This is a genomic window from Streptomyces sp. NPDC003011 (assembly GCF_053591515.1).
On record NZ_JBSFTY010000022.1, the window covers coordinates 37,722 to 60,729 of the forward strand.

Here is a 23,008-nt window from a genome sequence, read left to right on the forward strand (position 1 = left end):
GGGGACGCGGAACCGAAACTTTCGAGCGCTTACCGGTAACTTCGCGGCAACTTAGGGGCAGTAGAAAGCGGTGTCAATGGGCACTGCCGACGGGGCGGTTGGGCCGGGACGCGACTCCGTCAGCCTGGATTCACGCCAGGACGAGGGTGGAAGAGATGAAGGGATCGGCGCGGCGACATCAGAACTTTCCGACCGGCGACCGCAACGATCGGAACGAGCCGCCCCGTTGACGCTGTGAGGTGTCCCCGTGCCCGCGTTCGACCTGCCGCTGAAGGAACTCGAGCAGTACCGACCGGACCTGGAAGAGCCCGCGGACTTCGACGCGTTCTGGCTCGCCACCCTGCGGGAGGCCGCGCGGACGGACCCGGTGCTGTCCGTGCGGCCCGTGTCGACCGGCCTGCGGCTGACCCAGACCTGGGACGTGACCTTCCGCGGCTTCGCCGGCGACCCGGTGCGGGCCTGGTTCAGCCTCCCCCGCTCCCGGCGTCGCTCGAACGGGGGGACCCTCACGGCAGGGGCGGGCGAACCGCTGCCGGCCGTCGTCGAGTACGCCGGCTACGGGCGCGGGCGCGGGCTGCCGCACGAGCGGCTGACCTGGGTGAACGCCGGATACGCGCATCTGCTGATGGACAACCGGGGTCAGGGCGACCAGTACGGCTGCGGCGGCGACACCCCGGACCCGCACGCGGACGCGCCGGGCGGACCGGGCCCCGCGGTACGCGGCCTGCTCGCCCCGCGCGACCACCACCACCGCCGGCTGATCACGGACGCGGTCCGCGCGGTGGCCGCCGTGCGCGCGCTGCCGGGTGTGGACGCGGAGCGCACCGCCGCCGTCGGCAACAGCCAGGGCGGCGGGCTCGCCCTGGCCGTCGCGGGACTGGTCCCGGACCTCGCGGCGGTGGCGGTCACCGCCCCCTTCCTGTGCGGGATCCGGCGCGCCCTGGACCTCACCGACGCGACCCCGTACGGCGAGATCACCGCCTACCTGTCCGTCCACCGGGGCGCCGAACGCGCCGCGTACCGCACGCTCTCCTACCTGGAGGGCGTCTCCTTCGCCCGGCGCGCACAGGCCCCGGCGCACTTCGGGGTGGGCCTGCGCGACACGGTGTGCCCGCCGAGCGGGGCGTACGCCGCCTTCAACCGGTACGGGGAGCTGAGCGGCGCGGACCCCCGCAAGGAGATGCACGCCTATCCGTACAACGGCCACGAGGGCGGCGACGCGGTGCACGTGCGCCGCCAACTGGACTGGCTGGCCGACGTGACGGGCGTCAGCCCAGCGCCGGCGTGAACACGCGCAGGCCGCTGTTCCCGGGTGGCCGCGCGCGACGCGCTTCGTGCGCCAGCCGTTTACAAATGGGCCACGCAGCGCTAACTTCCGATACAGGTGGGGTGGGAGCGCTCCCATGGGGTGGACCGGAACCCGCCCTTGAAGGGGTCGCTCCCGCCCCCCGCACACCTGACCCGTCACCAAGGCGGGCGGTGTCCCGCTGCTCCCCGACGGCATCCTCTGCCGGCCACCCGTCCCGCCCTCTGCCGGCCACCCGTCCCGGTCACCCGTCGACCGACGTCATAGGGGCACCCGTCCCCCTGAAGCCACGACGCGGAGGTGTTCACACCGACGCCGATCTGCTGCGGGCGCCCTGGATCGCGGAGTGTTCGCCCGCCGTGAGTTCGTCCGCCATGGGTTCGTCCGCCATGGGTTCGTCCGCCGCAGGGGCGTTCGCGGCCGGGCCGGCCGTCGCCGGAAGGTCGATCGTGAACTCGGTCCGCCCCCGGGCGCTGTGTACGTCGATACGGCCGCCGTGGGCCGTGGTGATCGCCGCGGCGATGGCGAGGCCCAGTCCGGAGCCGCCCGCTGCGGCGTCGGCGCGGGAGCGGGAGGTGTCGGCGCGGGTGAAGCGCTCGAACACGGTGGGGAGGAGGGCGGGCGGGATACCGGGGCCGTCATCGCGGACGCGGACCACGCAGCGAGCGGACGTGCTCTCCACGGACGCCACCACGGTCGTGCCCACCGGGGTGTGCATCCGCGCGTTGGCCAGCAGGTGGGCCACCAGCTGGCGGAGCCGGACCTCGTCGCCGGCGACCAGGGCGGGGGCGTCGAGCCGCAGGTCCAGCTGCCAGTGGTGGCCGCCGCCCGCGGCGCGCGCGTCCCACACCGCCTCCGCGACCAGCGCCGCCATGTCGACCTCGGCGCGCTGCAGGGGCCGGCCCTCGTCGAGCCGGGCGAGCAGGAGCAGACCCTCTACCAGACCGGTCATGCGCGCCGACTCGGCGGACACCCGGCGCCAGACCTGCGCCGGCTCGATCCGGCCGGCGCCCATGTTCATCAGTTCCGCGTATCCGGCGATGGACGCGAGGGGCGTACGGAGTTCGTGGCTGGCGTCGGCGAGGAAGCGCCGCATCCGTTCCTCGCTGCGGCGCACCCGTTCCTCGCCGCGCCGGCGCTCGGCGATCGAGGACTCGACCTGGTCGATCATCCGGTTGAGCGCGGCGCCCATCTGGCCGGCCTCGCTGCCGGGGTCGGTGTCGTGGTCGGCCACCCGGGGCAGGCCGGTGACCTCGCCGGGGCCCAGCGGGGTGCGGGACACCTCGGCCGCGGTGGCGGCGACCCGGCCGAGGGGCCGCAGCTGCCGTCGTACGACCACCACGGACACCCAGCCCGCGAGCAGGAGTCCGGCGCCCGCGATGCCCGCCTCGGCCCTCACCAGGGCGCCGGTCAGGCGCTGGACGTCGGCCGTCGGGAGCCCGGCCAGGACGCGCGTGCCGCCGCTCTCGACCGCGGTGATCCGGTAGACACCGAGGCCGGGGACGGTCCGGGTGTGCTTCGAGCCGTCGGGCGCGATGCCCGTCAGGGCGGCCCGCTGGGCGGTGCTGAGGGAGCGCGGCGGGGTGTCCTCGGCGACGACCGCCGCGGCGCTGACCGTGCCGTCGTCGTCGAGCCGGGCGGCGAGCAGGCCGGCGGGGCTGCCGTGGCCGGCGAGGAAGGACAGGTCGTCCTCGTCGCCGGGGCGGAGTGCGGCGCTGCCCAGGCCGCGGTCGGCGGCGCGGGCGACGCGGTCGTCCAGGTAGCCCGTCAGACAGGCGCGTTGGACGAAGGCGGTGGCGCAGGCCGTCGCGGCGCACACGACGACGAGGGTGGCGCCGACGAGGAGGAGCAGGCGGGTACGCAGGGACCGCGGGCGCAGTCCGCGCGGCGGGCGCAGTCCGCGCGGCGGGCGCGGCCGGCTGGTCATCTTCCGTCTCCTGTCGGCGCGGTGGGGCGGCCCGGTCCACGGCGGTGGACACCGAGGGCGAGCGCGTCGGCGGGCGTGCGGTCGTCGTCGGCAACGGGCCCGTGGACGCGGCCGGTTGGAGACCCGGAGGTGCCAGTCATGTCCCGATCCTGTCCCGGCCGGCTGGGGGAGCCCTGTGTTCCACCTGAGGGTGGGTGATGACTCGGGACGAACACGACGAAGGGCCGCACCCCCGTCACCGGGGATGCGGCCCTCAACTGCCGTGCCGTACGGCTTACTTGCGGATCAGGCTGCGCAGCACGTACTGCATGATGCCGCCGTTGCGGTAGTAGTCGGCCTCACCGGGGGTGTCGATGCGGACGACCGCGTCGAACTCGACGCCCGTGTCGGTGGTGACCTTCACCGTGCGCGGGGTGGTGCCGTTGTTCAGCTCCTCGACGCCGGTGAAGGAGAAGGTCTCCTCGCCGGTCAGGCCGAGGGTCTCGGCGGACTGGCCCTCGGGGAACTGGAGCGGCAGCACGCCCATGCCGATGAGGTTCGAGCGGTGGATGCGCTCGTACGACTCGGCGATGACGGCCTTGACGCCGAGGAGCGCGGTGCCCTTGGCGGCCCAGTCGCGGGACGAGCCGGAGCCGTACTCCTTGCCCGCGAGGACGACGAGCGGGATGCCCTGCTCGATGTAGTTGCGCGAGGCGTCGTAGATGAACGACACGGGCGCGTCCGGCTGCGTGAAGTCGCGGGTGTAGCCGCCCTCGGTGCCCGGCGCGATCTGGTTGCGCAGGCGGATGTTGGCGAACGTGCCGCGGATCATGACCTCGTGGTTGCCCCGGCGGGAGCCGTAGCTGTTGAAGTCACGACGCTCCACACCGTGCTCGGTGAGGTACTTGCCGGCCGGGGTGTCGGCCTTGATGGCGCCGGCCGGGGAGATGTGGTCGGTGGTGACCGAGTCGCCCAGCTTGGCCAGGACGCGGGCGCCCGTGATGTCGGAGACCGGGGTGGTCTCCATCGTCATGCCCTCGAAGTACGGGGGCTTGCGGACGTACGTCGACTGCGGGTCCCACTCGAAGGTGTTGCCGGTGGGGATCGGCAGCGCCTGCCACTGGGCGTCGCCCGCGAAGACGTCGGCGTAGGACTTGCTGAACATGTCCTCGCCGATGGCGTTCGCCACGACGTCGTTGACCTCGGCCTCGGAGGGCCAGATGTCCTTCAGGTAGACCGGGTTGCCGTCCTGGTCGTTCCCGAGGGCTTCCTTGGTGATGTCCACCTTCATGGAGCCGGCGAGGGCGTACGCGACGACCAGCGGCGGGGACGCCAGGTAGTTCATCTTGACGTCGGGGTTGATCCGGCCCTCGAAGTTCCGGTTGCCGGACAGGACCGAGGTGACCGCGAGGTCGTGGTCGTTGACGGCCTTGGAGACCTCCTCCGGCAGCGGGCCGGAGTTGCCGATGCAGGTGGTGCAGCCGTAACCGACCAGGTTGAAGCCGACCTTGTCGAGGTACGGGGTCAGGCCCGCCTTGTCGAAGTAGTCGGTGACGACCTTCGAACCCGGGGCGAGGGTGGTCTTGACCCACGGCTTGCGGGTCAGGCCCTTCTCCACGGCCTTCTTCGCGACGAGCGCTGCGGCGACCATCACGTACGGGTTGGAGGTGTTGGTGCAGGAGGTGATGGCCGCGACCGTCACCGCGCCGTGGTCGATCTCGTACGTCGAACCGTCGGGGGCGGTCACCGTGACCGGGCGGGACGGGCCGGCGCCGGGGACGACGGCGGAGTGCTGCGGGGCACCGGCGCCGTTGTCGTCGTTGCCGTAGGCCGGGGCGTCGCTGGCCGGGAAGGACTCGGCGCTCGCCTCGTCCACCGGGGACTGGACGCCGTGCGGCTTCTCCTGCGCGGGAACGCCCGGCTTGCGGTCGTCACCGCCGGTGACACCGGCCTCGACGTAGTTGAGGACGTCGGCCCTGAACTGCTCGGCGGCGTTCGCGAGGACGATGCGGTCCTGCGGGCGCTTGGGGCCGGCGATCGACGGGACGACCGTCGAGAGGTCGAGCTCCAGCCTCTCGGAGAAGTCCGGCTCGGCGTTCGGGTCCAGCCAGAGACCCTGCTCCTTGGCGTACGTCTCGACGAGCGCCAGCTGCTGCTCGCTGCGGCCGGTCAGCTTCAGGTACTTGATGGTCTCGCCGTCGATCGGGAAGATCGCGGCGGTGGAGCCGAACTCCGGCGACATGTTGCCGATGGTGGCGCGGTTGGCGAGGCTCGTGGCCGCCACACCCTCGCCGTAGAACTCGACGAACTTGCCGACGACGCCGTGCTTGCGGAGCATCTCGGTGATGGTCAGCACGAGGTCGGTGGCGGTGGTGCCGGGGGGGAGCTCGCCGGTGAGCTTGAAGCCGACGACGCGCGGGATGAGCATCGAGACGGGCTGGCCGAGCATGGCCGCCTCGGCCTCGATGCCGCCGACGCCCCAGCCCAGCACACCGAGGCCGTTGACCATGGTGGTGTGCGAGTCGGTGCCGACGAGGGTGTCGGGGTAGGCCTGGCCGTTGCGGACCATGACCGTCCGGGCGAGGTGCTCGATGTTCACCTGGTGGACGATGCCGGTGCCGGGCGGGACGACCTTGAAGTCGTCGAAGGCGGTCTGGCCCCAGCGCAGGAACTGGTAGCGCTCGCGGTTGCGGCCGTACTCCAGCTCGACGTTCTGCGCGAAGGCCTCGTGCGTGCCGAACTTGTCGGCGATGACGGAGTGGTCGATGACCAGCTCGGCCGGGGAGAGCGGGTTGACCTTCGCCGGGTCGCCGCCGAGCTCCTTGACGGCCTCACGCATGGTGGCGAGGTCGACGACACAGGGCACGCCGGTGAAGTCCTGCATGATCACGCGGGCCGGCGTGAACTGGATCTCCTGCGACGGCTGACCCTGCGAGTCCCAGCCGCCGATGGCGCGGATGTGGTCGGCGGTGATGTTGGCGCCGTCCTCGGTACGGAGCAGGTTCTCCAGGAGAACCTTGAGGCTGTACGGCAGGCGGGCCGAGCCCTCCACCTTGTCCAGCCGGAAGATCTCGTACGACTCGTCGCCCACCTGCAGCGTGCTGCGGGCGTCGAAGCTGTTCGCCGACACGACAGTCTCCTTCATTTTTGTGCGCTTACCACCGCGTCCTGCCGCCGGGCCCACTTGGCCGATCCGCTAAGGTCAGGCTAAGTTAGGCATGCCTTACTGGAGTGGCGGCTGCGGTACGCCTCGGCAGATATCTCGATGTCGAGATAACTCTAGTACATGGGGCCGGATTGGTCATGCCCGGGCCCGCGTGACCGCTGCCATCCATCGAGGCGCTCGACAGCGAACCCAGTCGTTCCGCTTCCTTGCCGGCGAACCTAGTCGCACGAGGGGACGTACTGGGTGCCGGATGGCCGTACCGGTTGGGGTGGCGTTCACGGAACCGTACGTCGAGCTGGGAAGCCCCGCCCTCCACAGGGTCGCTGCCAGTAAGCAACGTCTCTGTCACGGCCTACGATCGGGGCGGCATCACTCCATCGACTCCAGGATGCGGTCGAGTGTCCGGCGCCCCACGGCGCTCATCGCCGGATTGCTCTCGACGTAGTACCAGACCACACCCATCGCCTGGTGGAACGCCCACGCCTTGCCGCGCTCCCACTCCAGATCGTCACAGACCAGTGTCCGCCGGAGCACGTCCCGCGGGCCCGGCTGCAACAGGTGCCAGGCACTGACCAGATCCAGCGCGGGGTCCGCCGGGCCGAAGCCCCCGGTGTCGAGTACGCCGCTGAGCCGGTCTCCCGCGACCAGTACATTGCCGGGAATCAAGTCACCATGGCTCATCACGTCGGCACCCGTGCGTGGCAACTCCCGGAAGGAGCCCCACACTTGGCGCAGCCGGGGCACGTCGAGCAGCCCCGTGCTCTCCTCGAAGCACTTCGCCATCCAGTCGTCGTGGTGAGCGAGAACGCCGCCACGACCTTCGCCGCTGAAGAGCCGCCCCCGCGTCTCGGCGTCCCGCAGGGCCGCGATGAAGGCCTCGAGGTCCTCGGCGAAGGCGTCCGACCCACTCGGGTCGGCATCAAAGGCGACCGTTCCCGGCACCCATGCCTGGACCGACCACGGCATGGGGTAACCCGCTCCAGGCTTCCCCAAGGCGACGGGTTCCGGGGCGGGGAACCGAGACACCTGTGCCAGTTCCGCGCTCGCCTGGGCTTCCTGTTCCAGAACCGCCAGCACCTCGGCAGCATCGGCCAGACGCAGTGGGAAACGCGCAGAGAGGTCGTTCCCGATGCGGAAGACGGCGTGGACCGTCCCGGTCGATGACAGGAGTTGGATCGCCTTGCCGCTCCACTGAGGGAACTGTTCCTGGATCAAGGACGCAGCGATTGCGGTGGTCACGTCCACTTGGCCATCGTGCATGGTCAATCTCGCAGGCCCTCCACCAGTCCGGTTCGAAACGCCGGAAGCAGACCAGATCACCCGAGACGGGACACGAGAGGCACCGACGGAGAGCGATCGTCCGCCATCGAACCTAGTCGCTCACGGCCAGGGCATCGCAACCGACTAACTTCGCGGTCTACTTGCCTCCGACCACTGGGAACGCAACACCGGGGGTGTGGCGTCGCCCAGTCGTATGCCTGCGCTGGACGGCCGGAGCTCTCACCGGAGCTCTCACCGGACAGGCCAACAGATCCGCGACCCTCTTGCTCTTGCAAGTAATAAGCAACAAGCTATTCGGGTCCTTACTGTCTGCCCTGGATGCGGAGCCAGTCGTGCCCCAACTGCTGCCGGATACCGGACCGCAGCGCGTCTTAGCCGCCTCGAACTTCGTCTACACCATCGGCAGCGGCCTCTATCTGACCGCAGGTGTCCTCTACTTCACCCAGGCAGCCCACCTGCCCGCCAGCCAGGTGGGGTTCGGACTCGGGATCGCCGGATTCGTCTCGCTGGCCCTGGGGATCGCCGTTGGCCATCTTGCGGACAGACACGGAGCCCGCGGTGTCTACGCGACCACCCTTGTCGTCCAGGCCTTGGCCACGGCCGGCTTCATGCTGGCGGACAGCTTCTGGCCGTTCGTCCTCGTGGTCGGCGCAGCCGCCGGGGCAAAGGCAGCCGGAACAGCCGCCCGCTCCCCACTCATCAGGCACTACGGAGGGGACCGGCCGCAGGAGTTCCGGGCCTATCTCCGCGCGGTGACCAACGTCGGCATCTCCCTCGGCGCACTGGGGGCGGGATGGGTTGTCCAAGTGGGCACCCTCACCGCCTACCAGCTCATGGTCACTAGCAACGCGATCGCCTTCGTGGTCTCCGCGGCACTCCTGGTCTTCCTCCCGACGGTCACGCCCGTCTCCACCACCGGCGGCCCTCGCTGGATCGCCCTGCGGGACCGCCCATACCTGCTGCTCACCACTCTCGACGGCATCATGGCCATCCAGTTCAAGGTTCTCACCGTGGCCATCCCACTGTGGATCGTCGGCGCCACCACCGCCCCGCACTGGCTCATCTCGGGCACCATGCTCACCGGCACCGTCATCGTCGTCGCGTTCCAAGTGCGGGCCAGCCGCAACGTCGATTCCCCCGCAGCCGGCGGAAACGCCTACCGCCGGGCAGGCGTCGCCTTCCTCATCGCGTGCTCTCTGATCTCACTGTCCGCGGGGATACCAGCGTGGGCTGCCGCAACTCTGCTCATCACCGCAGTGGTGATCCACACGGTCGGCGAGCTATGGCACTCCGCTGCCGGATTCGAGGTTTCATTCGCCCTCGCTCCGCGGCACGCAACGGGCCAGTACCTGGGCGTGTTCGGCCTCGGTGCCGGACTGGCCGAGGCGCTCGGGCCAGGACTGCTCATCGCGCTCTGCATCACCTGGGGCCGCCCCGGGTGGTTTGTCGTGGGCGCCATGTTCGCGCTGACGGGCCTGGCAGCACCTCTCGCCGTCCGCTGGGCGCAAAACCACCAGAACGCTCGGCAGACACACGTCCAAAAAGCATCCGCCGCCTGAGTTGCGCACCCGCCGCCCTGCGGTCCGGCGGCGCCGGTCCCGTTTCCCTCGGCCCCCTCCCTCACTGCTGCCTCAGGTCGAACTGAGACAGGACAGCGATCCCCGCGCCCGAGCCCTCGCGCCGTCGGCGATCTCCTGCCTCGACGCCGCCACTGACGCCTGGACGGCCGGCGACGGGACGACCTCGCCGGACCTGCGCCTGAGCGGATGCGGTCACGCAGTGCCATCAGTTTGCCAAGTGGGGGTATCCGATGGGAGTTGGGAGCAACCGACCGACCCTGAAGGGAGGCCCACATGCCCCTCACGTTCCGCAAGAGTTTCCGGATCCTGCCCGGCGTGCGCCTGAACATCAACCGGCGTTCCTGGTCCATCACCACCGGTGGCGGCAGCCACGGGCCGAAGCACACCCACAGCAGCACCGGACGACGTACGACATCTGTTGATTTGCCCGGACCTTTCGGGTGGCGCCGCACCCGTACCGCCAGGCGTCGCTGACGGTTCCTCACGCGTCTCACCCGGACGGACCCCGCCAAGAGGCCCCATCTCATATCTGAGATAGCCTCAACCCCATGGCAGACGACTACCTCGTACGCATCGGCAAGCTCATCCGTGACGCCCGGCAGCACAGGGGCTGGACACAGGCACAGCTCGCCGAAGCGCTCGGCACCAGCCAGAGCGCCGTCAATCGCATCGAGCGCGGCAACCAAAACATCAGCCTTGAGATGATCGCTCGAATCGGTGAAGCACTGGACAGCGAAATCGTCTCACTGGGCTACGCGGGCCCGATGCATCTGCGGGTGGTCGGCGGTCGCCGGCTCTCCGGCGCCATCGACGTGAAGACGAGCAAGAACGCGTGTGTGGCGCTGCTGTGCGCCTCCCTGCTCAACCGGGGGCGCACGGTGCTGCGCCGGGTGGCCCGCATCGAGGAGGTGTACCGCCTGCTGGAGGTGCTCAACTCCATCGGCGTGCGCACCCGCTGGATCAACGACGGCGTCGACCTGGAACTGGTGCCGCCGGCCGAGCTGGACATGGCGGCGATCGACGCCGAGGCGGCCGTCCGGACGCGGTCCATCATCATGTTCTTCGGCCCGCTGCTGCACCGCATGGACCGCTTCAAGCTGCCGTACGCCGGCGGCTGCGACCTCGGTACGCGGACCATCGAGCCGCACATGATCGCGCTGCGCCGGTTCGGGCTGGACATCGCGGCGACGGAAGGGCAGTACCACGCCGTCGTCGACCGCGCCGTCCGCCCGGACCGGCCGATCGTGCTGACCGAGCGCGGGGACACGGTCACCGAGAACGCGCTGCTGGCCGCCGCCCGGCACGACGGCGTCACGGTCATCCGCAACGCCTCCTCCAACTACATGGTCCAGGACCTGTGCTTCTTCCTGGAGGCCCTGGGCGTCGAGGTCGAGGGCATCGGCACCACCACGCTCACCGTGCACGGCGTGCCGACCATCGACGTGGACGTCGACTACTCCCCCTCCGAGGACCCGGTCGAGGCGATGAGCCTGCTGGCCGCCGCCGTCGTCACCGAGTCGGAGCTGACGGTCCGCCGGGTGCCCGTCGAGTTCCTGGAGATCGAGCTGGCGGTCCTGGAGGAGATGGGCCTGGACCACGACCGCACGCCGGAGTACTTCGCCGACAACGGCCGCACCCGGCTGGTGGACCTCACCGTCCGGCCCTCCAAGCTGGAGGCGCCCATCGACAAGATCCACCCGATGCCGTTCCCCGGCCTGAACATCGACAACGTCCCGTTCTTCGCGGCGATCGCGGCCGTCGCCTCGGGCAAGACGCTGATCCACGACTGGGTCTACGACAACCGCGCGATCTACCTCACCGACCTCAACCGCCTCGGCGGACGCCTGCAACTCCTCGACCCGCACCGGGTGCTGGTCGAGGGCCCGACCCGCTGGCGGGCCGCCGAGATGATGTGCCCGCCCGCGCTGCGGCCCGCCGTGGTCGTCCTGCTCGCGATGATGGCGGCCGAGGGCACGTCCGTCCTGCGCAACGTGTACGTCATCAACCGGGGGTACGAGGATCTGGCCGAACGGCTCAACTCGATCGGCGCGCAGATCGAGACGTTCCGGGACATCTGATACGACGATGCCGCCGCACCCTCTCTGACCTGCGATGAAGCGGGTCAGGGAGGGGCGCGGCGGCATGCGTGGGAATTGAAGTAGTTCCGGTTGATGGCCTTGCGCTCGCGCCCGGTCACGAGGAGGTTGTACGTCCTCGGCCGACGATGCTCGGCCTCCACCGGCGTCTCGGCCGGGCGCGGGTCGTCCCATGGCATGGTGACCGGCACCGACGCGAAGACCTCCGTGTGCTGCCGCACGGCCTTGGCCACGCTTGAGGGCAGGGGCACGTCACGGACCTTGCGGCCCTTCGGGAGCGCGAAGCACAGCTTCGTCCGCACCACCTTGTCCTGACGCCGGACATGGACCACTTCTTCGTCGAAGTCGATCTCCTCCATGGACAGCCCCAACGCCTCTCCTTGCCGGAGTCCAAGGCCGGCTCCGATCTCGACAAGGACGCGATGGCGCTCCGGCAAGCCTCCGCGTACGGCAAGGACCCTCTCGGGCGGCCCACCCGCGACTCGGCCAGGTGCAGCCGCCGGAGGGCGGACCGTACTTGCGCGGCAGGGATTGCGTGCGAGGCGGCGGTCTTCGGCGGCGGCCTGGAGGACACCCGGCAGTGTCGCCCAGAACCATGCGGATCGCGGTGGGGCCGAGGTCCTTCTCCCGCCGCTTCTTCCCTCGGCTCAAGGACTCCGGCGTGGCGTCGTTGTTCTGCTCCGGGCCGCTCAGCGGCTCAGGCGGCCGCCAGCTTCCGGATGCGCGGGTGGTTCTCCAGAGCCCACCGCACGGTCTTCGGCGGGCGTCCGAGCAGGGTTTCCAGCTCGTCGGTGATGCCGCCGTATCCTCCGCGGCCGATGATCCGGGTCAGGGTCTTCAGGTGCTCCGCGATGTGCGGGTAGGCGGACATGTTGGGGTCCACGTAGGTCTTGTTCCAGGTTTCTATGGCTTCGGGAACATACGTGACCGGGCGCCCCAGCACGGCCGCGAAGTCCTCTGCGATCCCGTGCATGTCCTTCAGCTCTGGGCCGGTGAGCGCGTAGGACTTGGAGATGTGCGGCGCCGGGTCGGCCAGGATCTTCGCGCACAGTTCCGCGACGTCGTAACCGGCGATGGGTGCGAGCCGGTGGTCGCCGAAGGGCAGACGCAGTTCACCGTCGGCGAGTGAGCCAAGGGCCAGCCAGGTCATGATGGGGTTCTCGACGAAGAAGGTCGCCTGCACGTTGACGGTCGGGAGGCCGGACCACTCCAGCACCTGCTCGGCGACCCAGTGGGCCCGTTGCTGCGGCGACCAGTTGGCGACGAGTCCGCCGAGCCACGCGCGCCGCTCTTCCTCCGGCGCGGTCATCTTGTCGAAGGTCATGAACGACTGCTCGTACTCGGAGATGTTGACGAACACCTCGATGTCGCCCTGAGCCCGCGCCGCCGCGGCCATCAGACTGACGGCGTCGGTGTAGTACGGCGACAGGCTCATGCTGAAGTAGAGGCGCCGGACGTCCTTCAGCGCGGCGGTCACATCGGCGATGGTGAGCAGGTCACCGACGAAGACCTCGGCCCCGGCCTGGCGGAGCGAGTGCGCGCGTTCGTCGTCCTGCCGCACGAATGCGCGCACCGGGTGCCCTTGTTCGAGCAGCATGTCGACCATCGTCCGGCTCACACCACCGATTTCGCCGGCGGCACCGGTGATCAGGATGGGATCGCGCTCTGGCATCAAGGTGTCCTCTGTCTGGTGGGGGTGGGTCAGTTGTTCGGAAGGCCCAGGAGGTGGGCGGCGACCGTCGTGCCGGGTGGCCGTCTCCTTGTGAGCCTGCGCGTCAGCCGGCCAGGCGGTTGATCTTGCGGATCTGCTTGTCGAAGGCCCGGGCTGGGACGAGACGGCGCAGTGTGCGCACGCGTCCGGCCGTGGGGCCGGCGGTGTAGCGCAGCTTCGGCCTGGCGTCGGTCGCCGCCGCGACGATCGCCTTGGCGACGACGGCGGGTGCGTCGCCGCCCCTGATCGCCTCCGCCATGACGCGGTCGACGGTCTGCCGCTGCTTCGCGTAGGCGTGCAGGGGCGTGTCGGGCTTCGCGCTGTTGGCCTCGAATCCGGTCCTCGTGTAGGCCGGTTCGACGAGAAGCGATCGGATGCCGTACTCCCGGACCTCGTGGTCCAGGGACTCGGAGTAGCCCTCGATCGCATGCTTGGAGGCGGCATAGACGGCCATGTACGGCTGGGGCATGAACCCGAGTACGGACGAGATGTTGATGATGCGCCCGCGTTTCTGGGCGCGCATGTACGGCAGGACCTCCGTCACCATGCGCATCACCCCGAAGACATTGGTGTCGAAGACGGTCTGGGCTTGCTCGACGGAGGTTTCCTCAGCCGCACCCATCGAGCCGACACCGGCGTTGTTGACCAGGACGTCGATCCGCCCGAACCGCTCGCTCACCTCCTGGACCGCCGCGGCGACCGAGGCGTCGTCGGCCACGTCGAGGCCGAGGAACGTCACACCGTCGAGCGGGGTGACGCGTGAGGTGTCGCGGCTTGTGCCGACCACGTCGAACCCCGCTGCGACCAGTGCGAGCGCGGTTTCCTTCCCGATGCCGGATGACGCACCCGTCACGAGTGCCACCGGCCGATCTGTCGTCATCATGGCTCCCGCGCTCATTGAAAAACCGATCAGTTTCCGTCACTGTAAACCGATCGGTTTCCGCATGCAAGTCAAGCAAGGAGACGGACAGAATGGACAGGATCAGTGCGCAGGAGAGAGGCGCGAGAGCGTCATCCGCGCGGCGATCGCCAGGCGGGTCGGCGTCATGCAGCCGTATCCATTCCGGCTCTTCCCGGACAAGAAGGCGATCTTCATCACCGCTCTGACGCGGAGCTGGAAGACGCACGCCTGGCTTTCGAGGGGGCGGCCGACGGGGCGTAAGACGGAGAGCGGGCTCTTCAGGCCATGACGAACGCTTACGCGCAGCTGATGTCGACGAGCCCCGAAACGCTCCTGATGCAGATGCAGGGATACGCCGTCGTGGCGGCCGCCGAAGCGCAGGGCGATGACCTGATCGGTGAGCTCCCCCTGGACGGCTGGACGAGGATCGGGGAGACCGTGCACCTGTCACTGGGTGCCGATGCCGCCCGGACCGCAGGGTTCTTCGCCTGCGGCATGCTCGGCACCACTCTTGCAGCCATGGGGCTCCGGCCGAACGCCGGGCGGCAGGGAAGTCCGGAGGAGCTGTCCGTCAGCGCACGCCCGCCGCGTCGAGCAGGGTGATCACCGTGGGCGCGATGAGCCCCGTCAGTTGGTCCGCGCCGATGCCCGCACGGGCGCTGCCACCGTCGAAGACCAGACTGAGTTGCCGGGCCAGCAGACCGGGATCGCTCGCCCCGCCCCGCTCGGCCTCGGCGCGGAAGAAGGCGGTCAGGTTTTCCTTGACCTGATGGGCGACCCGGCTCGCGGGGTGGCTCTGGTCCTTGAGCTCGATCTGCGCGGCCAGGAAGGGGCAGCCGTAGAACTCGGGCGTGCCCGACTGCGATTCCACCTGCTGGAAGACGTGCAGGATCCGCTCCCTGGAGGAACGGTCGTCGTCCGCCGCGGGCAGGAGTGCCGCCACGTAGGCGGAGGTGCGTCGCTCCAGACTCGCCGCCAGCAGTTCGTCCTTGCTCTGGAACAGCTGGTACATGGAGCGCTTCGACACTCCCGCCGCCTTGCACAGCGCCTCGACACCGATGCCGACACCGTCTCGGTAGGTGAGCGTGGCCGCCGCCTCCAGCAGCCGCTCCCTGGGGCTTTGTTTCACTTCGGTGGTCATACCGCGAGGTTAACCCAGAGAGAAGCAAATGAAAACCGATCGGTTTCCAGGGTGACGTCCGCGCGGAGGCTCGTCGACGGCCCGGGGGAAGGCCGTCGCCGAGCCGTGGTGGTGTGCTTGTCCGGCGTCCCCGGCGGGGCGACGTACACCGGGCCACTCCGAGTGACGGCCCGTCCTGGGGGTGTGGGGGGTGGCTTCGCTATGCCGGGACCGCCGTCTTCTCGGGCGTCGTCTCCACCGGGATGCGGTGCAGCCCCTTGCGGTCGTACCACCCCAGCACGCCGAAACCGAAGAGTGCGGCCGCCACGAGGCCGGCCGCCATCATGACCCAGCCCCGGGTCAGTCCCGCGTCGCCCTGGGCGTCGTAGTAGAGGATCGAGCGGATGCCACCGGTGATCTGCCGCAGCGGCTCGAATTCCGCGAGGAAGCGGTAGAAGCCGGGCAGCGCCTCGATGGGGGTGGTGGCCCCGGACGTCGGCACCGCCATCCCGATGAAGACCAGCGTGACCACGAGCATGCCGGGCGTGCCGAAGACCGCGAGGAGGGCGAGCGCGCCGATCCCGGAGACCGCGATGGCGCACACCGAGTACAGCCAGAGCAACGGAAGACGGGCGGCGTCCATGCCCATGATGGCGACCGCGCCCACCATGACCAAGGTGCCCATCAGCAGGGACAGTCCCACCATGAGGGTGCTGCTGATGGCGAGGGTCTGCACCCGGGTCGCCCGGATCAGGGGGCGGTGCAGGCGCAGTGGGCCCATGTCGTTGTGGGTGTAGCCGAGGGCGTGGTCGACCTGGCCGCTGATGACGTTGGCGGAGAGCATGCCGCACACGACCAGGACGAGCGCGTAGTAGAACGCCGTCAGGCCCAGGCCGCTGTGCGAGTCGAGCGGATGGCCGTCCTGGACCGTGACGGCGGCCGGGTCGGCGAGCAGGACGCGTGCCGCGGCGGGCAGCTTCGTCTGCTGGGCGCCGGTCTGTGCGGTCAGTTCCTTGCCCACCTGGAGCGAGGCGTTCTCGGCCGCCTGGGTCGTCGCCGTCCGGGCCAGGCCGGAGCCCAGACTGCCGGCGGACTGATTGGTGAGCACTGTCAGTGTCGGGCGGGCCGGGGTCCCGGTGGTCGTGGTGCCGGTCAGTGCGGTGACGGAGGCGGTGAAGTCGGCGCGGACGACGAGCGCGCCGTACAGCTTGCCCTTGCCGAGTTCCTTCTTCATCTCCTTCTCGTCCATCGCCTTCCAGTCGATCCTGTCTCCGCTCGCGGTGGACTTCTTGATCGACTCGGTGATCCGCGCCCCCAGGTTGACCTGCTTGCCGCCGACGGCGGCTCCCTCGTCGGCGTTGACCAGGCCGACGGGCAGCTTGGTCAGGTGACCGACCGGATCGACGTTGGCGCCGACGTAGAACACGGCGAACAGGAGCGCGAGGACGCCCGTGATGACGCCGTTGGCTATCCACAGAGGTCTGGCGCGCAGGACGCGGAAGGGGTGAATGCCGCTCATGACGTACGTTGCTCTCGCTCGGTGGACGCGGAACGCTTCGCCGGGGGCTGCCAGCCGCCGGTGACTTCCTTGACGGGCTTGTGGGGGAAACGGCGCCGGGCGTACTCCTGCGCGTGCGAGCCCGGCAGGACGTACAGGGTTTCCTCCTTGTCCTGGAGCGGTCGCAGCACGGTGTCCATGAACGACTTGCGGTCGTCCAGGTACGGGCCCAGGACGTCCTCGCCGGCGGGGCAGACGGCAAGGCAGTAGCCGGACTTGTAGCCGGGGGGCGAGCTCAGGCTCTGCCACATGGAGGCGCTCTCGGAGTCGGTGACCCGGGAGCGGTAGTCGGCGGCGTCCTCGCTGTCGGCCACGGTCTGTGCCCAGTCGGTGAACCCGCTCATGAACTCGCGGTAGTTGTGGGTGGTGCAGGCCAGCGCGTCGAAGGCGCCGTCTTTGGCGATGGCGCCGACCGGGCAGGCCGCGACGCACAACTTGCAGTCGATGCAGGGGTTGTAGTCCAGCGCCTGCCCGTACTCGCTCACCTCCGCGTCCACCAGGACGGTGACCAGCAGGATGAAGCTGCCGAACTTCGGGTGGATGACGTTGCGGTGCAGGCCCATCACGCCGAGCCCGGCGGCCACCGCGACCGTCTTGTGCGCCACCACCCAGATCCGCTCACGGGGGAAGCGGTCCATCTCCTGGGGGAAGCCGACGGACGGATTGAGTGCGCGGTAGCCGGCGTCCTGGAGCACCTGGGTGACGCCGCGCGCGGCGTGGTTGGCCTGTTCGTCGGTCTGGTGGAACTCCTGGTTGGCCACGCTGCGGGCCGGGGAGCGGCAGTTGTCGCGGTTCATCCGGACCGCCATCGAGATGAGGGTGCGGGTGCCGGGCAGCGCGGACTGCGCGTACTCGCGCTCGCCGGCCAGGTCGGGGTGGTCCAGGCTGACCGCGGCGGCGTCGTCCGCGCCGGCCGCCAGGCACAGCTCGTGCAGCCAGGCCGCGTCGATCACCGCCGGCGGGCGTGCCGTGTCACCGGCCCTGCGCCGGGCCAGTACGGCCTGTACCGAGGGGTGGGCGGCCAGCTTCGCCGGAAGCCTGGGGCTCGACGGTTGTCCCTCGGCGTCGTGCGGGGCAGTCATCCGTGCTCCTAGTGATTCAGGTCCGGGGCTCGCCCGCCACACGGCGAGAAACCGATCAGTTTCACCACCGTAAACTGATCGGTTTCCGCATGCAAGCCCGAGTCGCGGGCCCGAGGCGCACCAAAACCCCGGAGGCAGTCCCTACGGGGCCGCGAGCCCCGCAGCCGGCCCCTCACTGTCCCGCCACCCCGTCACCAACGCCCGCAGCGCCCGCTCGTAGCAGTCGGCGACCGCGAGCTCCGGCGGCTCGTTCCCGGACAGCACCAGGGAGACCAGGCCATGGGCCGCCCCCCAGACCGACAGCGCGATGACCTCGGGGTCGGACGCGGAACCGAACTGCCCGGCCTGCTGCCCGCGGCGTACGGCGTCGACGAGGGGCCGGTACGTCTCGACGACCCCACGCGGCCTGTCCGAATCGGACGGGCACCGGGCGCCACGGTCGGAGAAGAGGATCGCGTAGAGGTGCGGGTTGGCCACGGCGTACTCGCGATAGGCCAGCCCGATACGGATCACGTCGCCGGCCGGGTCGTCCGTCGGGCGGACGGCGGCCAGGCGCTCGGCGAAGAGGCGCACGGCCTCCTGGTACAGGCTGCCGAGCAGACCAGCCTTGCTACCGAACAGCGAGTAGACCGCGGTGGTCGAGGTCTTCACCTCCGCCGCGAGCTGTCGCAGGCTCAGCGCGGCCGTGCCGCGATCGAAAACCGTGGCGGCCGCGCGGTGCAGGAGCCTGAGCCGCAGCGATTCGTCATGCGTCTTGGGTCTGGCCATGGCGCCAGCGTATTGCAACGCTGTTACAAATACACCGCGTGGCCGTCAGGCACACCAGCGCTGGAGAGAGGAGCAGCACCAGGACGCGGGTAAACCGATCGGTGTCGCTCAATGAAAACGCTGTTATGGTTGCTCGCATGGACATCGAACGCACACCTGACGAGCGCTTCGAGGGCCTGACCGACTGGCCGTACCGGCCCCGGTACGTCACGGTCGGCGAGGGCCTTGCGCATGCACTACGTCGACGAAGGACCGCCCGACGGACCGGTCGTGGTCCTCGCTCACGGCGAGCCGACCTGGGGCTGCCTCTACCGCCGGATGATTCCCGGCCTGGTGACAGCCGGCCGACGCGTCCTCGTTCCCGATCTGATCGGATTCGGCCGCTCCGACAAGCCGGTCGACCGGGCCGCGTACACCTACGCGTCCCACGTGGCCTGGACCGGTGACGGGCTGGACCAGCTCGGCCTCGCGGACATCACCCTGTTCGGTCAGGACTGGGGCGGGTTCCTCTTCCTCGTGCACGTCGGGCTCACCCCCGACCGTTTCGCGGCCGTCGTCGCCGCCATCACGGGCCTCGCCGCACCGGACGTCATGGCCTCGTTCACTGCGGAGCAGTTCGCGCCCGCGACCGGCGCCTTCCGGCACTGGCTGGAGCAGTCCGAGTCACCGGACCTGACCGCCTCGTGGGCCGTCGGCAGCCCGGACAGCGCTCTCAACCAGACCGGCCACGTCCTCAGCCAGGATGCCGCGGCCGCTTACGACGCTCCGTTCCCGTCCGATCGGCACTTCGCCGGAGTACGGCGGTTCCCGCACCTCGTACCGCTCGACGCCACCGACCCGCCCGCCTCGATGCTGAACCGTTCCTGGGCGGGGCTGACAACCTTCGACAAGCCGTTCCTCACCGCCTTCGCCGCGCACGAGGACATCACGCGCGCCTTCGAGCAGGTCTTCCAGCAGCACATCCCGGGCGCGAAGGGATGGGGCCATCTGACGGTCCCCGACGCCGGCCACTTCCTCCAGGAGCAGCAGCCGGACCTGCTGGTCGAGGCCATCCTCAGCCTCGGCTGACAGCCGATCCTCACGAGGCCCACCACACCGGCCAGAGCCACCTCGCCGCGCTTCAGCTCCCCACTTCCAGCGCGGTGTCGCCCGACACACCGGCGACGACCTGACCACACGCCGCGTGCCGCGGCCCAGCGGTCACCCTCCACCTCGTCCACCAGACCGTACGGCGGACCGCGGTCGGCGAACACCAGCTGCCGCCACCCATCGCCGCCGACAGCGGCCGGTCACCCGATCCCGCCCGGCGCGCTTCAACGATCCAGGAGAATCCATGTTCGATACATTCGGGCGTCTGCTCCACCGCAGGCGAAAGCCCCTGTTGATACTGACCATGCTGTTCGCCGTCCTGTCCGGTGCCTACGGTGCCGGCGTCTTCGGCTCCCTGACACCGCTCGGCTTCCAGGACCCCGGCTCGGACAGCGTGCGCGCGGCCCAGCTCGCCGAGAAGGCGTTCCCACAGCGGACACCCGACGCGGTGATCGTCTATCGCGACAAGGACCGCACCGTCGACGACCCGTCCTTCCGGCAGGCGGTCGTTCGGCAGCTGGAGTCCCTGCCGAAGTCAGAGGTGACCGGCTACCTGGACTTCTGGACGACCAAGATGCCGGCGCAGGTCAGCCACGACCGGCACGCCACCTACGTCGCCCTGAACCTCCACGGCGGCAGCGAGAAGGCCAAGGAGGACGCGTACAAGACGATCAAGGACAAGATCCCGGCACCGGGCCTGGAGACCCTCCAGGGCGGAACAGTGCCCACCGGCTACCAGGCCGGCCAGGAAATCGAACACGACCTGAGAGTCGCGGAGATCTTCTCGGCCCCCGTGCTCTTCATGTTCCTGCTGATCGTGTTCGGCGGTCTGGCCGCGGCCTTCCTTCCGCTGCTCGTCGGCGTGCTCTCCATCGCGGGCTCGATGGCCGTCCTGCGGCTCATCTCGAACACCACCGACGTGTCCGTCTTCTCCATGAGCCTGGTCACGATCCTGGGTCTCGCGGTCGCCATCGACTACGGCCTGCTGATCGTGAGCCGCTACCGCGAGGAACTGGAGCGCGGTCATACGGGCGAAGAGGCGCTCGGGCGCACGATCGCCACGGCCGGACGCACCGTGGTGATCTCCGGCACCACGGTAGCGGTGGCGCTGGCCGGCCTGACCCTCTTCCCGTCGACCTTCCTGAAGTCGATGTCGTACGGCGGTGTCGCCGCGGTCGTACTGTCCGTGCTCTTCTCATTGGTCGCGCTGCCCGCGGTGCTCGCCGTCATGGGCCCGAAGGTCAACGCCTTCCCGCTGCGCCGACGCAAGAAGGCCGTGCGCCCGAAGACGGCGGGCGAGGGTGCCTGGTACCGGTTCGGGCACGGCCTGATGCGGCGCCGGGGATTCGTGGTGGCGGGTGCGGTGGGGCTCCTGCTGGTCCTGGCCCTGCCGTTCTCCAAGATCGAGTTCGGTTCCATCAACGCGCAGCAGTTGCCGAGCAGTTCCGAGGGCCGCCAGGTCTTCACCACCATGGAGACCGACTTCGACAGCGACGCCGTGAAGTCGATCGACTCGCTGCTCGTGCTGAAGTCCGACGGGACCTCGAAGGAGCAGGGCGCGGCTCTGAAGGCGTACGCCGAGCGGCTCGGCGCCACCGAGGGCGCCACGAGCGCCCGCATCACGGGTCTCGAGGGCACCACGGCCCGGGTGTCGGTCACCTTCGACGGCAACGCCGTCTCCACCCATGCGCGCGATCTGGTGAAGCGGCTCAAGGACGTCCCCGAACCGCCGGGCGCCCACGCGTACTTCGGCGGCGAGTCGGCGGTCTACAGCGACACCCTGGACGCACTCGGCGAGACCCTGCCGTGGATGCTGCTCTACATCGCGGTCATGACGTACATCCTGCTGTTCCTCGCGTTCGGCTCGGTGCTGCTGCCGCTGAAGGCGATCACGATGAACCTGCTGTCGCTGTCCGCGACCTTCGGCATGCTGGTCTGGGTCTTCCAGGACGGCCATCTGCACCACCTGCTCGGCTTCGATCCGACGGGCAACATCGAGCCCAACATGCCGATCATGCTGTTCGCGCTGATCTTCGGACTCTCCATGGACTACGAGGTGTTCCTGGTGTCCCGGATGCGGGAGCAGTACGACCAGCTGGGCGACAGCACGGAAGCCGTGGCGACCGGGCTCGGGTCCATCGGCCGCCTGGTCGTGTGCGCCGCGGTGCTGATGTGCGTGCCGCTCGCGGCGATCGGGATGAGCGGTGTGCTGACCATCAAGTTGTTCGGCGTCGGCATGGTGTTCGCGGTCCTGGTGGACGTGCTGGTGGTGCGCATCCTGCTGGGAACGTCCGTCATGAAACTGCTGGGCAGGGCGGCCTGGTGGGCGCCGGGGCCACTGGCACGCTTCTACGACCGGTTCGGCATCAAGGAGACCGACCTGCCGACCGACGACACCGACGACACCGACGACAAGCCGGTCCCCGTCGCTGCGGGCTGACCCCCACGAGCGGGGTGCCGGTGACGCACGGGCACCCCGCCGGGGACTCATTCCACCGGCTGCTCGTCGGCACCCCGCCGGGACTCACTCCCCCGGCCCCTCCCCCCGCCCGCACGCACGCACGGCGATCATGGCGACGATGGTTCGCGTCCTCCGTGGTCGGGCCCAGCGCACGGCCCTCGGGGAGCGGGCCCCACGCAACTGGTTCCTTCTAGGAGCTTGCGCTCGGAAACTGATCGGTTTACTATAATGAAAACCGATCGGTTTCTCGTCGGTTTCCCATTTTGTGGAGGCAGTCATGACCGCTTTGAAGGGCGCGAACGTCTTCGTCACCGGCGGCAGCCGGGGCATCGGCAAGGCGCTGGTGGAAGAGCTGTACGCGCGTGGGGCCGCCAAGGTCTACGCCACGGCCCGCGACCCGCGCACCGTGACGCACCCCGACGCGGTCCCGGTGGCGTTGGAGGTCACCGACCCGGTCTCGGTGGCGGCTGCCGCCGCCCAGGCGCAGGATGTCACCGTACTGATCAACAACGCCGGTGCCGCGGTCGGCGCGTCCTTCCTCGACTCTCCGGTCGACGACGTACGCCGGGAGTTCGAGACCAACTTCTACGGCCCGCTCCTGGTCGCCCGCGCCTTCGTGCCGGTCATAGAGGGCAACGGCGGCGGCCACATCCTGAACGTGCACTCCGTGCTGTCCTGGCTGGCGCTCGGCGGCTCCTACAGCGCCTCCAAGGCCGCCCTGTGGTCGCAGACCAACTCCCTGCGCCTGGAGCTTCAGCCGCGCGGCATCGCCGTCACCGGACTGCACGTGGGTTACGTGGACACGGACCTCGCGGCCGGCGTCGACGCGCCCAAGTCCGACCCCCGTGACGTCGCCGCACTCGCCCTCGACGGGGTCGAGACGGGCGCGTACGAGGTGCTCGCCGACGACATCTCGCGGCAGGTCAAGGCGGGCCTGGCCGGGGACCTGGCCGGGCTGTACGCCCAGCTGGCCAAGTAGGACA

The 23,008-nt window shown here is 69.6% G+C and carries 18 protein-coding genes; 8 read left to right on the forward strand and 10 right to left on the reverse strand.

The window, feature by feature from the left end; all coding sequences use genetic code 11:
- Nucleotides 1-247: 247 nt before the first annotated feature.
- Nucleotides 248-1,288, forward strand: a complete 1,041-nt coding sequence (locus tag ACWD0J_RS13965) for an acetylxylan esterase (RefSeq protein ID WP_451496019.1) — start codon at nucleotides 248-250, stop codon at nucleotides 1,286-1,288.
- A gap of 322 nt (nucleotides 1,289-1,610) precedes the next feature.
- Here the strand turns inward: ACWD0J_RS13965 and ACWD0J_RS13970 are convergent, their stop codons facing one another.
- The 3 genes from ACWD0J_RS13970 to ACWD0J_RS13980 all read right to left on the reverse strand — a co-directional run bounded on the left by ACWD0J_RS13970 (nucleotide 1,611) and on the right by ACWD0J_RS13980 (nucleotide 7,638).
- Nucleotides 1,611-3,233: a HAMP domain-containing sensor histidine kinase gene (locus ACWD0J_RS13970; protein WP_451496020.1), complete on the reverse strand. Its 1,623-nt coding sequence runs from the start codon at nucleotides 3,231-3,233 to the stop codon at nucleotides 1,611-1,613.
- Nucleotides 3,234-3,507: 274 nt separating this feature from the next.
- Complete coding sequence (locus ACWD0J_RS13975) at nucleotides 3,508-6,342, reverse strand: aconitate hydratase (protein WP_451496021.1); 2,835 nt, start codon at nucleotides 6,340-6,342, stop codon at nucleotides 3,508-3,510.
- A 405-nt stretch (nucleotides 6,343-6,747) separates the two neighbouring features.
- Entirely contained in the window at nucleotides 6,748-7,638 is an 891-nt protein-coding gene (locus ACWD0J_RS13980) for an aminoglycoside phosphotransferase family protein (RefSeq protein WP_451496060.1), read from the reverse strand.
- Between the two features lie 353 nt (nucleotides 7,639-7,991).
- Between ACWD0J_RS13980 and ACWD0J_RS13985 the strand changes: the two genes are divergently transcribed.
- From ACWD0J_RS13985 to ACWD0J_RS13995, 3 genes are all read left to right on the forward strand, one after another.
- Entirely contained in the window at nucleotides 7,992-9,218 is a 1,227-nt protein-coding gene (locus tag ACWD0J_RS13985) for an MFS transporter (protein WP_451496022.1), read from the forward strand.
- 294 nt (nucleotides 9,219-9,512) lie between these two features.
- Nucleotides 9,513-9,713: a DUF4236 domain-containing protein gene (locus ACWD0J_RS13990; protein WP_451496023.1), complete on the forward strand. Its 201-nt coding sequence runs from the start codon at nucleotides 9,513-9,515 to the stop codon at nucleotides 9,711-9,713.
- Between the two features lie 74 nt (nucleotides 9,714-9,787).
- Nucleotides 9,788-11,317 (forward strand): helix-turn-helix domain-containing protein, encoded by a 1,530-nt coding sequence (locus ACWD0J_RS13995; RefSeq protein ID WP_451496024.1) that lies wholly within the window; start codon nucleotides 9,788-9,790, stop codon nucleotides 11,315-11,317.
- A gap of 44 nt (nucleotides 11,318-11,361) precedes the next feature.
- Here the strand turns inward: ACWD0J_RS13995 and ACWD0J_RS14000 are convergent, their stop codons facing one another.
- The 3 genes from ACWD0J_RS14000 to ACWD0J_RS14010 form a co-directional block, all read right to left on the reverse strand.
- Complete coding sequence (locus tag ACWD0J_RS14000; RefSeq protein WP_451496025.1) at nucleotides 11,362-11,772, reverse strand: tyrosine-type recombinase/integrase; 411 nt, start codon at nucleotides 11,770-11,772, stop codon at nucleotides 11,362-11,364.
- A 260-nt stretch (nucleotides 11,773-12,032) separates the two neighbouring features.
- The gene (locus ACWD0J_RS14005) at nucleotides 12,033-13,007 is read right to left on the reverse strand and encodes an NmrA family NAD(P)-binding protein (protein ID WP_451496026.1); all 975 of its coding nucleotides are present in this window, start codon (nucleotides 13,005-13,007) and stop codon (nucleotides 12,033-12,035) included.
- Between the two features lie 103 nt (nucleotides 13,008-13,110).
- Nucleotides 13,111-13,926 (reverse strand): oxidoreductase, encoded by an 816-nt coding sequence (locus ACWD0J_RS14010; protein ID WP_451496061.1) that lies wholly within the window; start codon nucleotides 13,924-13,926, stop codon nucleotides 13,111-13,113.
- Between the two features lie 306 nt (nucleotides 13,927-14,232).
- Here ACWD0J_RS14010 and ACWD0J_RS14015 point away from each other — a divergent pair, with 306 nt between their 5' ends.
- Nucleotides 14,233-14,550, forward strand: coding sequence for a hypothetical protein (locus tag ACWD0J_RS14015; protein WP_451496027.1), 318 nt, complete (start codon nucleotides 14,233-14,235; stop codon nucleotides 14,548-14,550).
- On the opposite strand, the gene ACWD0J_RS14020 is transcribed toward ACWD0J_RS14015, so the two are convergent.
- From ACWD0J_RS14020 to ACWD0J_RS14035, 4 genes are all read right to left on the reverse strand, one after another.
- The gene (locus ACWD0J_RS14020; protein ID WP_451496028.1) at nucleotides 14,519-15,088 is read right to left on the reverse strand and encodes a TetR/AcrR family transcriptional regulator; all 570 of its coding nucleotides are present in this window, start codon (nucleotides 15,086-15,088) and stop codon (nucleotides 14,519-14,521) included. The genes ACWD0J_RS14015 and ACWD0J_RS14020 overlap by 32 nt on opposite strands.
- 199 nt (nucleotides 15,089-15,287) lie before the next feature.
- Nucleotides 15,288-16,586: an SNG1 family protein gene (locus ACWD0J_RS14025; RefSeq protein WP_451496029.1), complete on the reverse strand. Its 1,299-nt coding sequence runs from the start codon at nucleotides 16,584-16,586 to the stop codon at nucleotides 15,288-15,290.
- Nucleotides 16,583-17,707, reverse strand: a complete 1,125-nt coding sequence (locus ACWD0J_RS14030) for a 4Fe-4S binding protein (protein ID WP_451496030.1) — start codon at nucleotides 17,705-17,707, stop codon at nucleotides 16,583-16,585. The genes ACWD0J_RS14025 and ACWD0J_RS14030 overlap by 4 nt, the downstream gene beginning before the upstream one ends.
- Nucleotides 17,708-17,848: 141 nt before the next feature.
- A complete protein-coding gene (locus ACWD0J_RS14035; protein WP_451496031.1) occupies nucleotides 17,849-18,475 on the reverse strand; it encodes a TetR/AcrR family transcriptional regulator in 627 nt (208 codons plus the stop codon).
- A 225-nt stretch (nucleotides 18,476-18,700) separates the two neighbouring features.
- On the opposite strand from ACWD0J_RS14035, the gene ACWD0J_RS14040 reads away from it, so the two are divergent.
- The 3 genes from ACWD0J_RS14040 (at nucleotide 18,701) to ACWD0J_RS14050 (ending at nucleotide 23,004) form a co-directional block, all read left to right on the forward strand.
- Nucleotides 18,701-19,543 carry a haloalkane dehalogenase gene (locus ACWD0J_RS14040; protein ID WP_451496032.1) on the forward strand — a complete coding sequence of 281 codons (843 nt, stop codon included), beginning with the start codon at nucleotides 18,701-18,703 and terminating at the stop codon, nucleotides 19,541-19,543.
- Between the two features lie 265 nt (nucleotides 19,544-19,808).
- Nucleotides 19,809-22,004: an MMPL family transporter gene (locus ACWD0J_RS14045; RefSeq protein WP_451496033.1), complete on the forward strand. Its 2,196-nt coding sequence runs from the start codon at nucleotides 19,809-19,811 to the stop codon at nucleotides 22,002-22,004.
- A 298-nt stretch (nucleotides 22,005-22,302) separates the two neighbouring features.
- The gene (locus ACWD0J_RS14050) at nucleotides 22,303-23,004 is read left to right on the forward strand and encodes an SDR family oxidoreductase (protein ID WP_451496034.1); all 702 of its coding nucleotides are present in this window, start codon (nucleotides 22,303-22,305) and stop codon (nucleotides 23,002-23,004) included.
- The last annotated feature ends 4 nt before the right edge of the window (nucleotides 23,005-23,008 follow it).

Bases quoted from the DNA above. Each gene is read 5' to 3' on its own strand.
- ACWD0J_RS14045 (WP_451496033.1), top strand. From the start codon at position 19,809: ATGTTCGATACATTCGGGCGTCTGCTCCACCGCAGGCGAAAGCCCCTG.
- ACWD0J_RS14030 (WP_451496030.1), bottom strand. From the start codon at position 17,707: ATGACTGCCCCGCACGACGCCGAGGGACAACCGTCGAGCCCCAGGCTT.
- ACWD0J_RS13995 (WP_451496024.1), top strand. From the start codon at position 9,788: ATGGCAGACGACTACCTCGTACGCATCGGCAAGCTCATCCGTGACGCC.
- ACWD0J_RS14005 (WP_451496026.1), bottom strand. From the start codon at position 13,007: ATGCCAGAGCGCGATCCCATCCTGATCACCGGTGCCGCCGGCGAAATC.
- ACWD0J_RS14025 (WP_451496029.1), bottom strand. From the start codon at position 16,586: ATGAGCGGCATTCACCCCTTCCGCGTCCTGCGCGCCAGACCTCTGTGG.
- ACWD0J_RS14035 (WP_451496031.1), bottom strand. From the start codon at position 18,475: ATGGCCAGACCCAAGACGCATGACGAATCGCTGCGGCTCAGGCTCCTG.
- ACWD0J_RS14050 (WP_451496034.1), top strand. From the start codon at position 22,303: ATGACCGCTTTGAAGGGCGCGAACGTCTTCGTCACCGGCGGCAGCCGG.
- ACWD0J_RS13980 (WP_451496060.1), bottom strand. From the start codon at position 7,638: ATGCACGATGGCCAAGTGGACGTGACCACCGCAATCGCTGCGTCCTTG.
- ACWD0J_RS13970 (WP_451496020.1), bottom strand. From the start codon at position 3,233: ATGACCAGCCGGCCGCGCCCGCCGCGCGGACTGCGCCCGCCGCGCGGA.
- ACWD0J_RS14020 (WP_451496028.1), bottom strand. From the start codon at position 15,088: ATGACCACCGAAGTGAAACAAAGCCCCAGGGAGCGGCTGCTGGAGGCG.
- ACWD0J_RS14015 (WP_451496027.1), top strand. From the start codon at position 14,233: ATGACGAACGCTTACGCGCAGCTGATGTCGACGAGCCCCGAAACGCTC.
- ACWD0J_RS14010 (WP_451496061.1), bottom strand. From the start codon at position 13,926: ATGACGACAGATCGGCCGGTGGCACTCGTGACGGGTGCGTCATCCGGC.
- ACWD0J_RS13990 (WP_451496023.1), top strand. From the start codon at position 9,513: ATGCCCCTCACGTTCCGCAAGAGTTTCCGGATCCTGCCCGGCGTGCGC.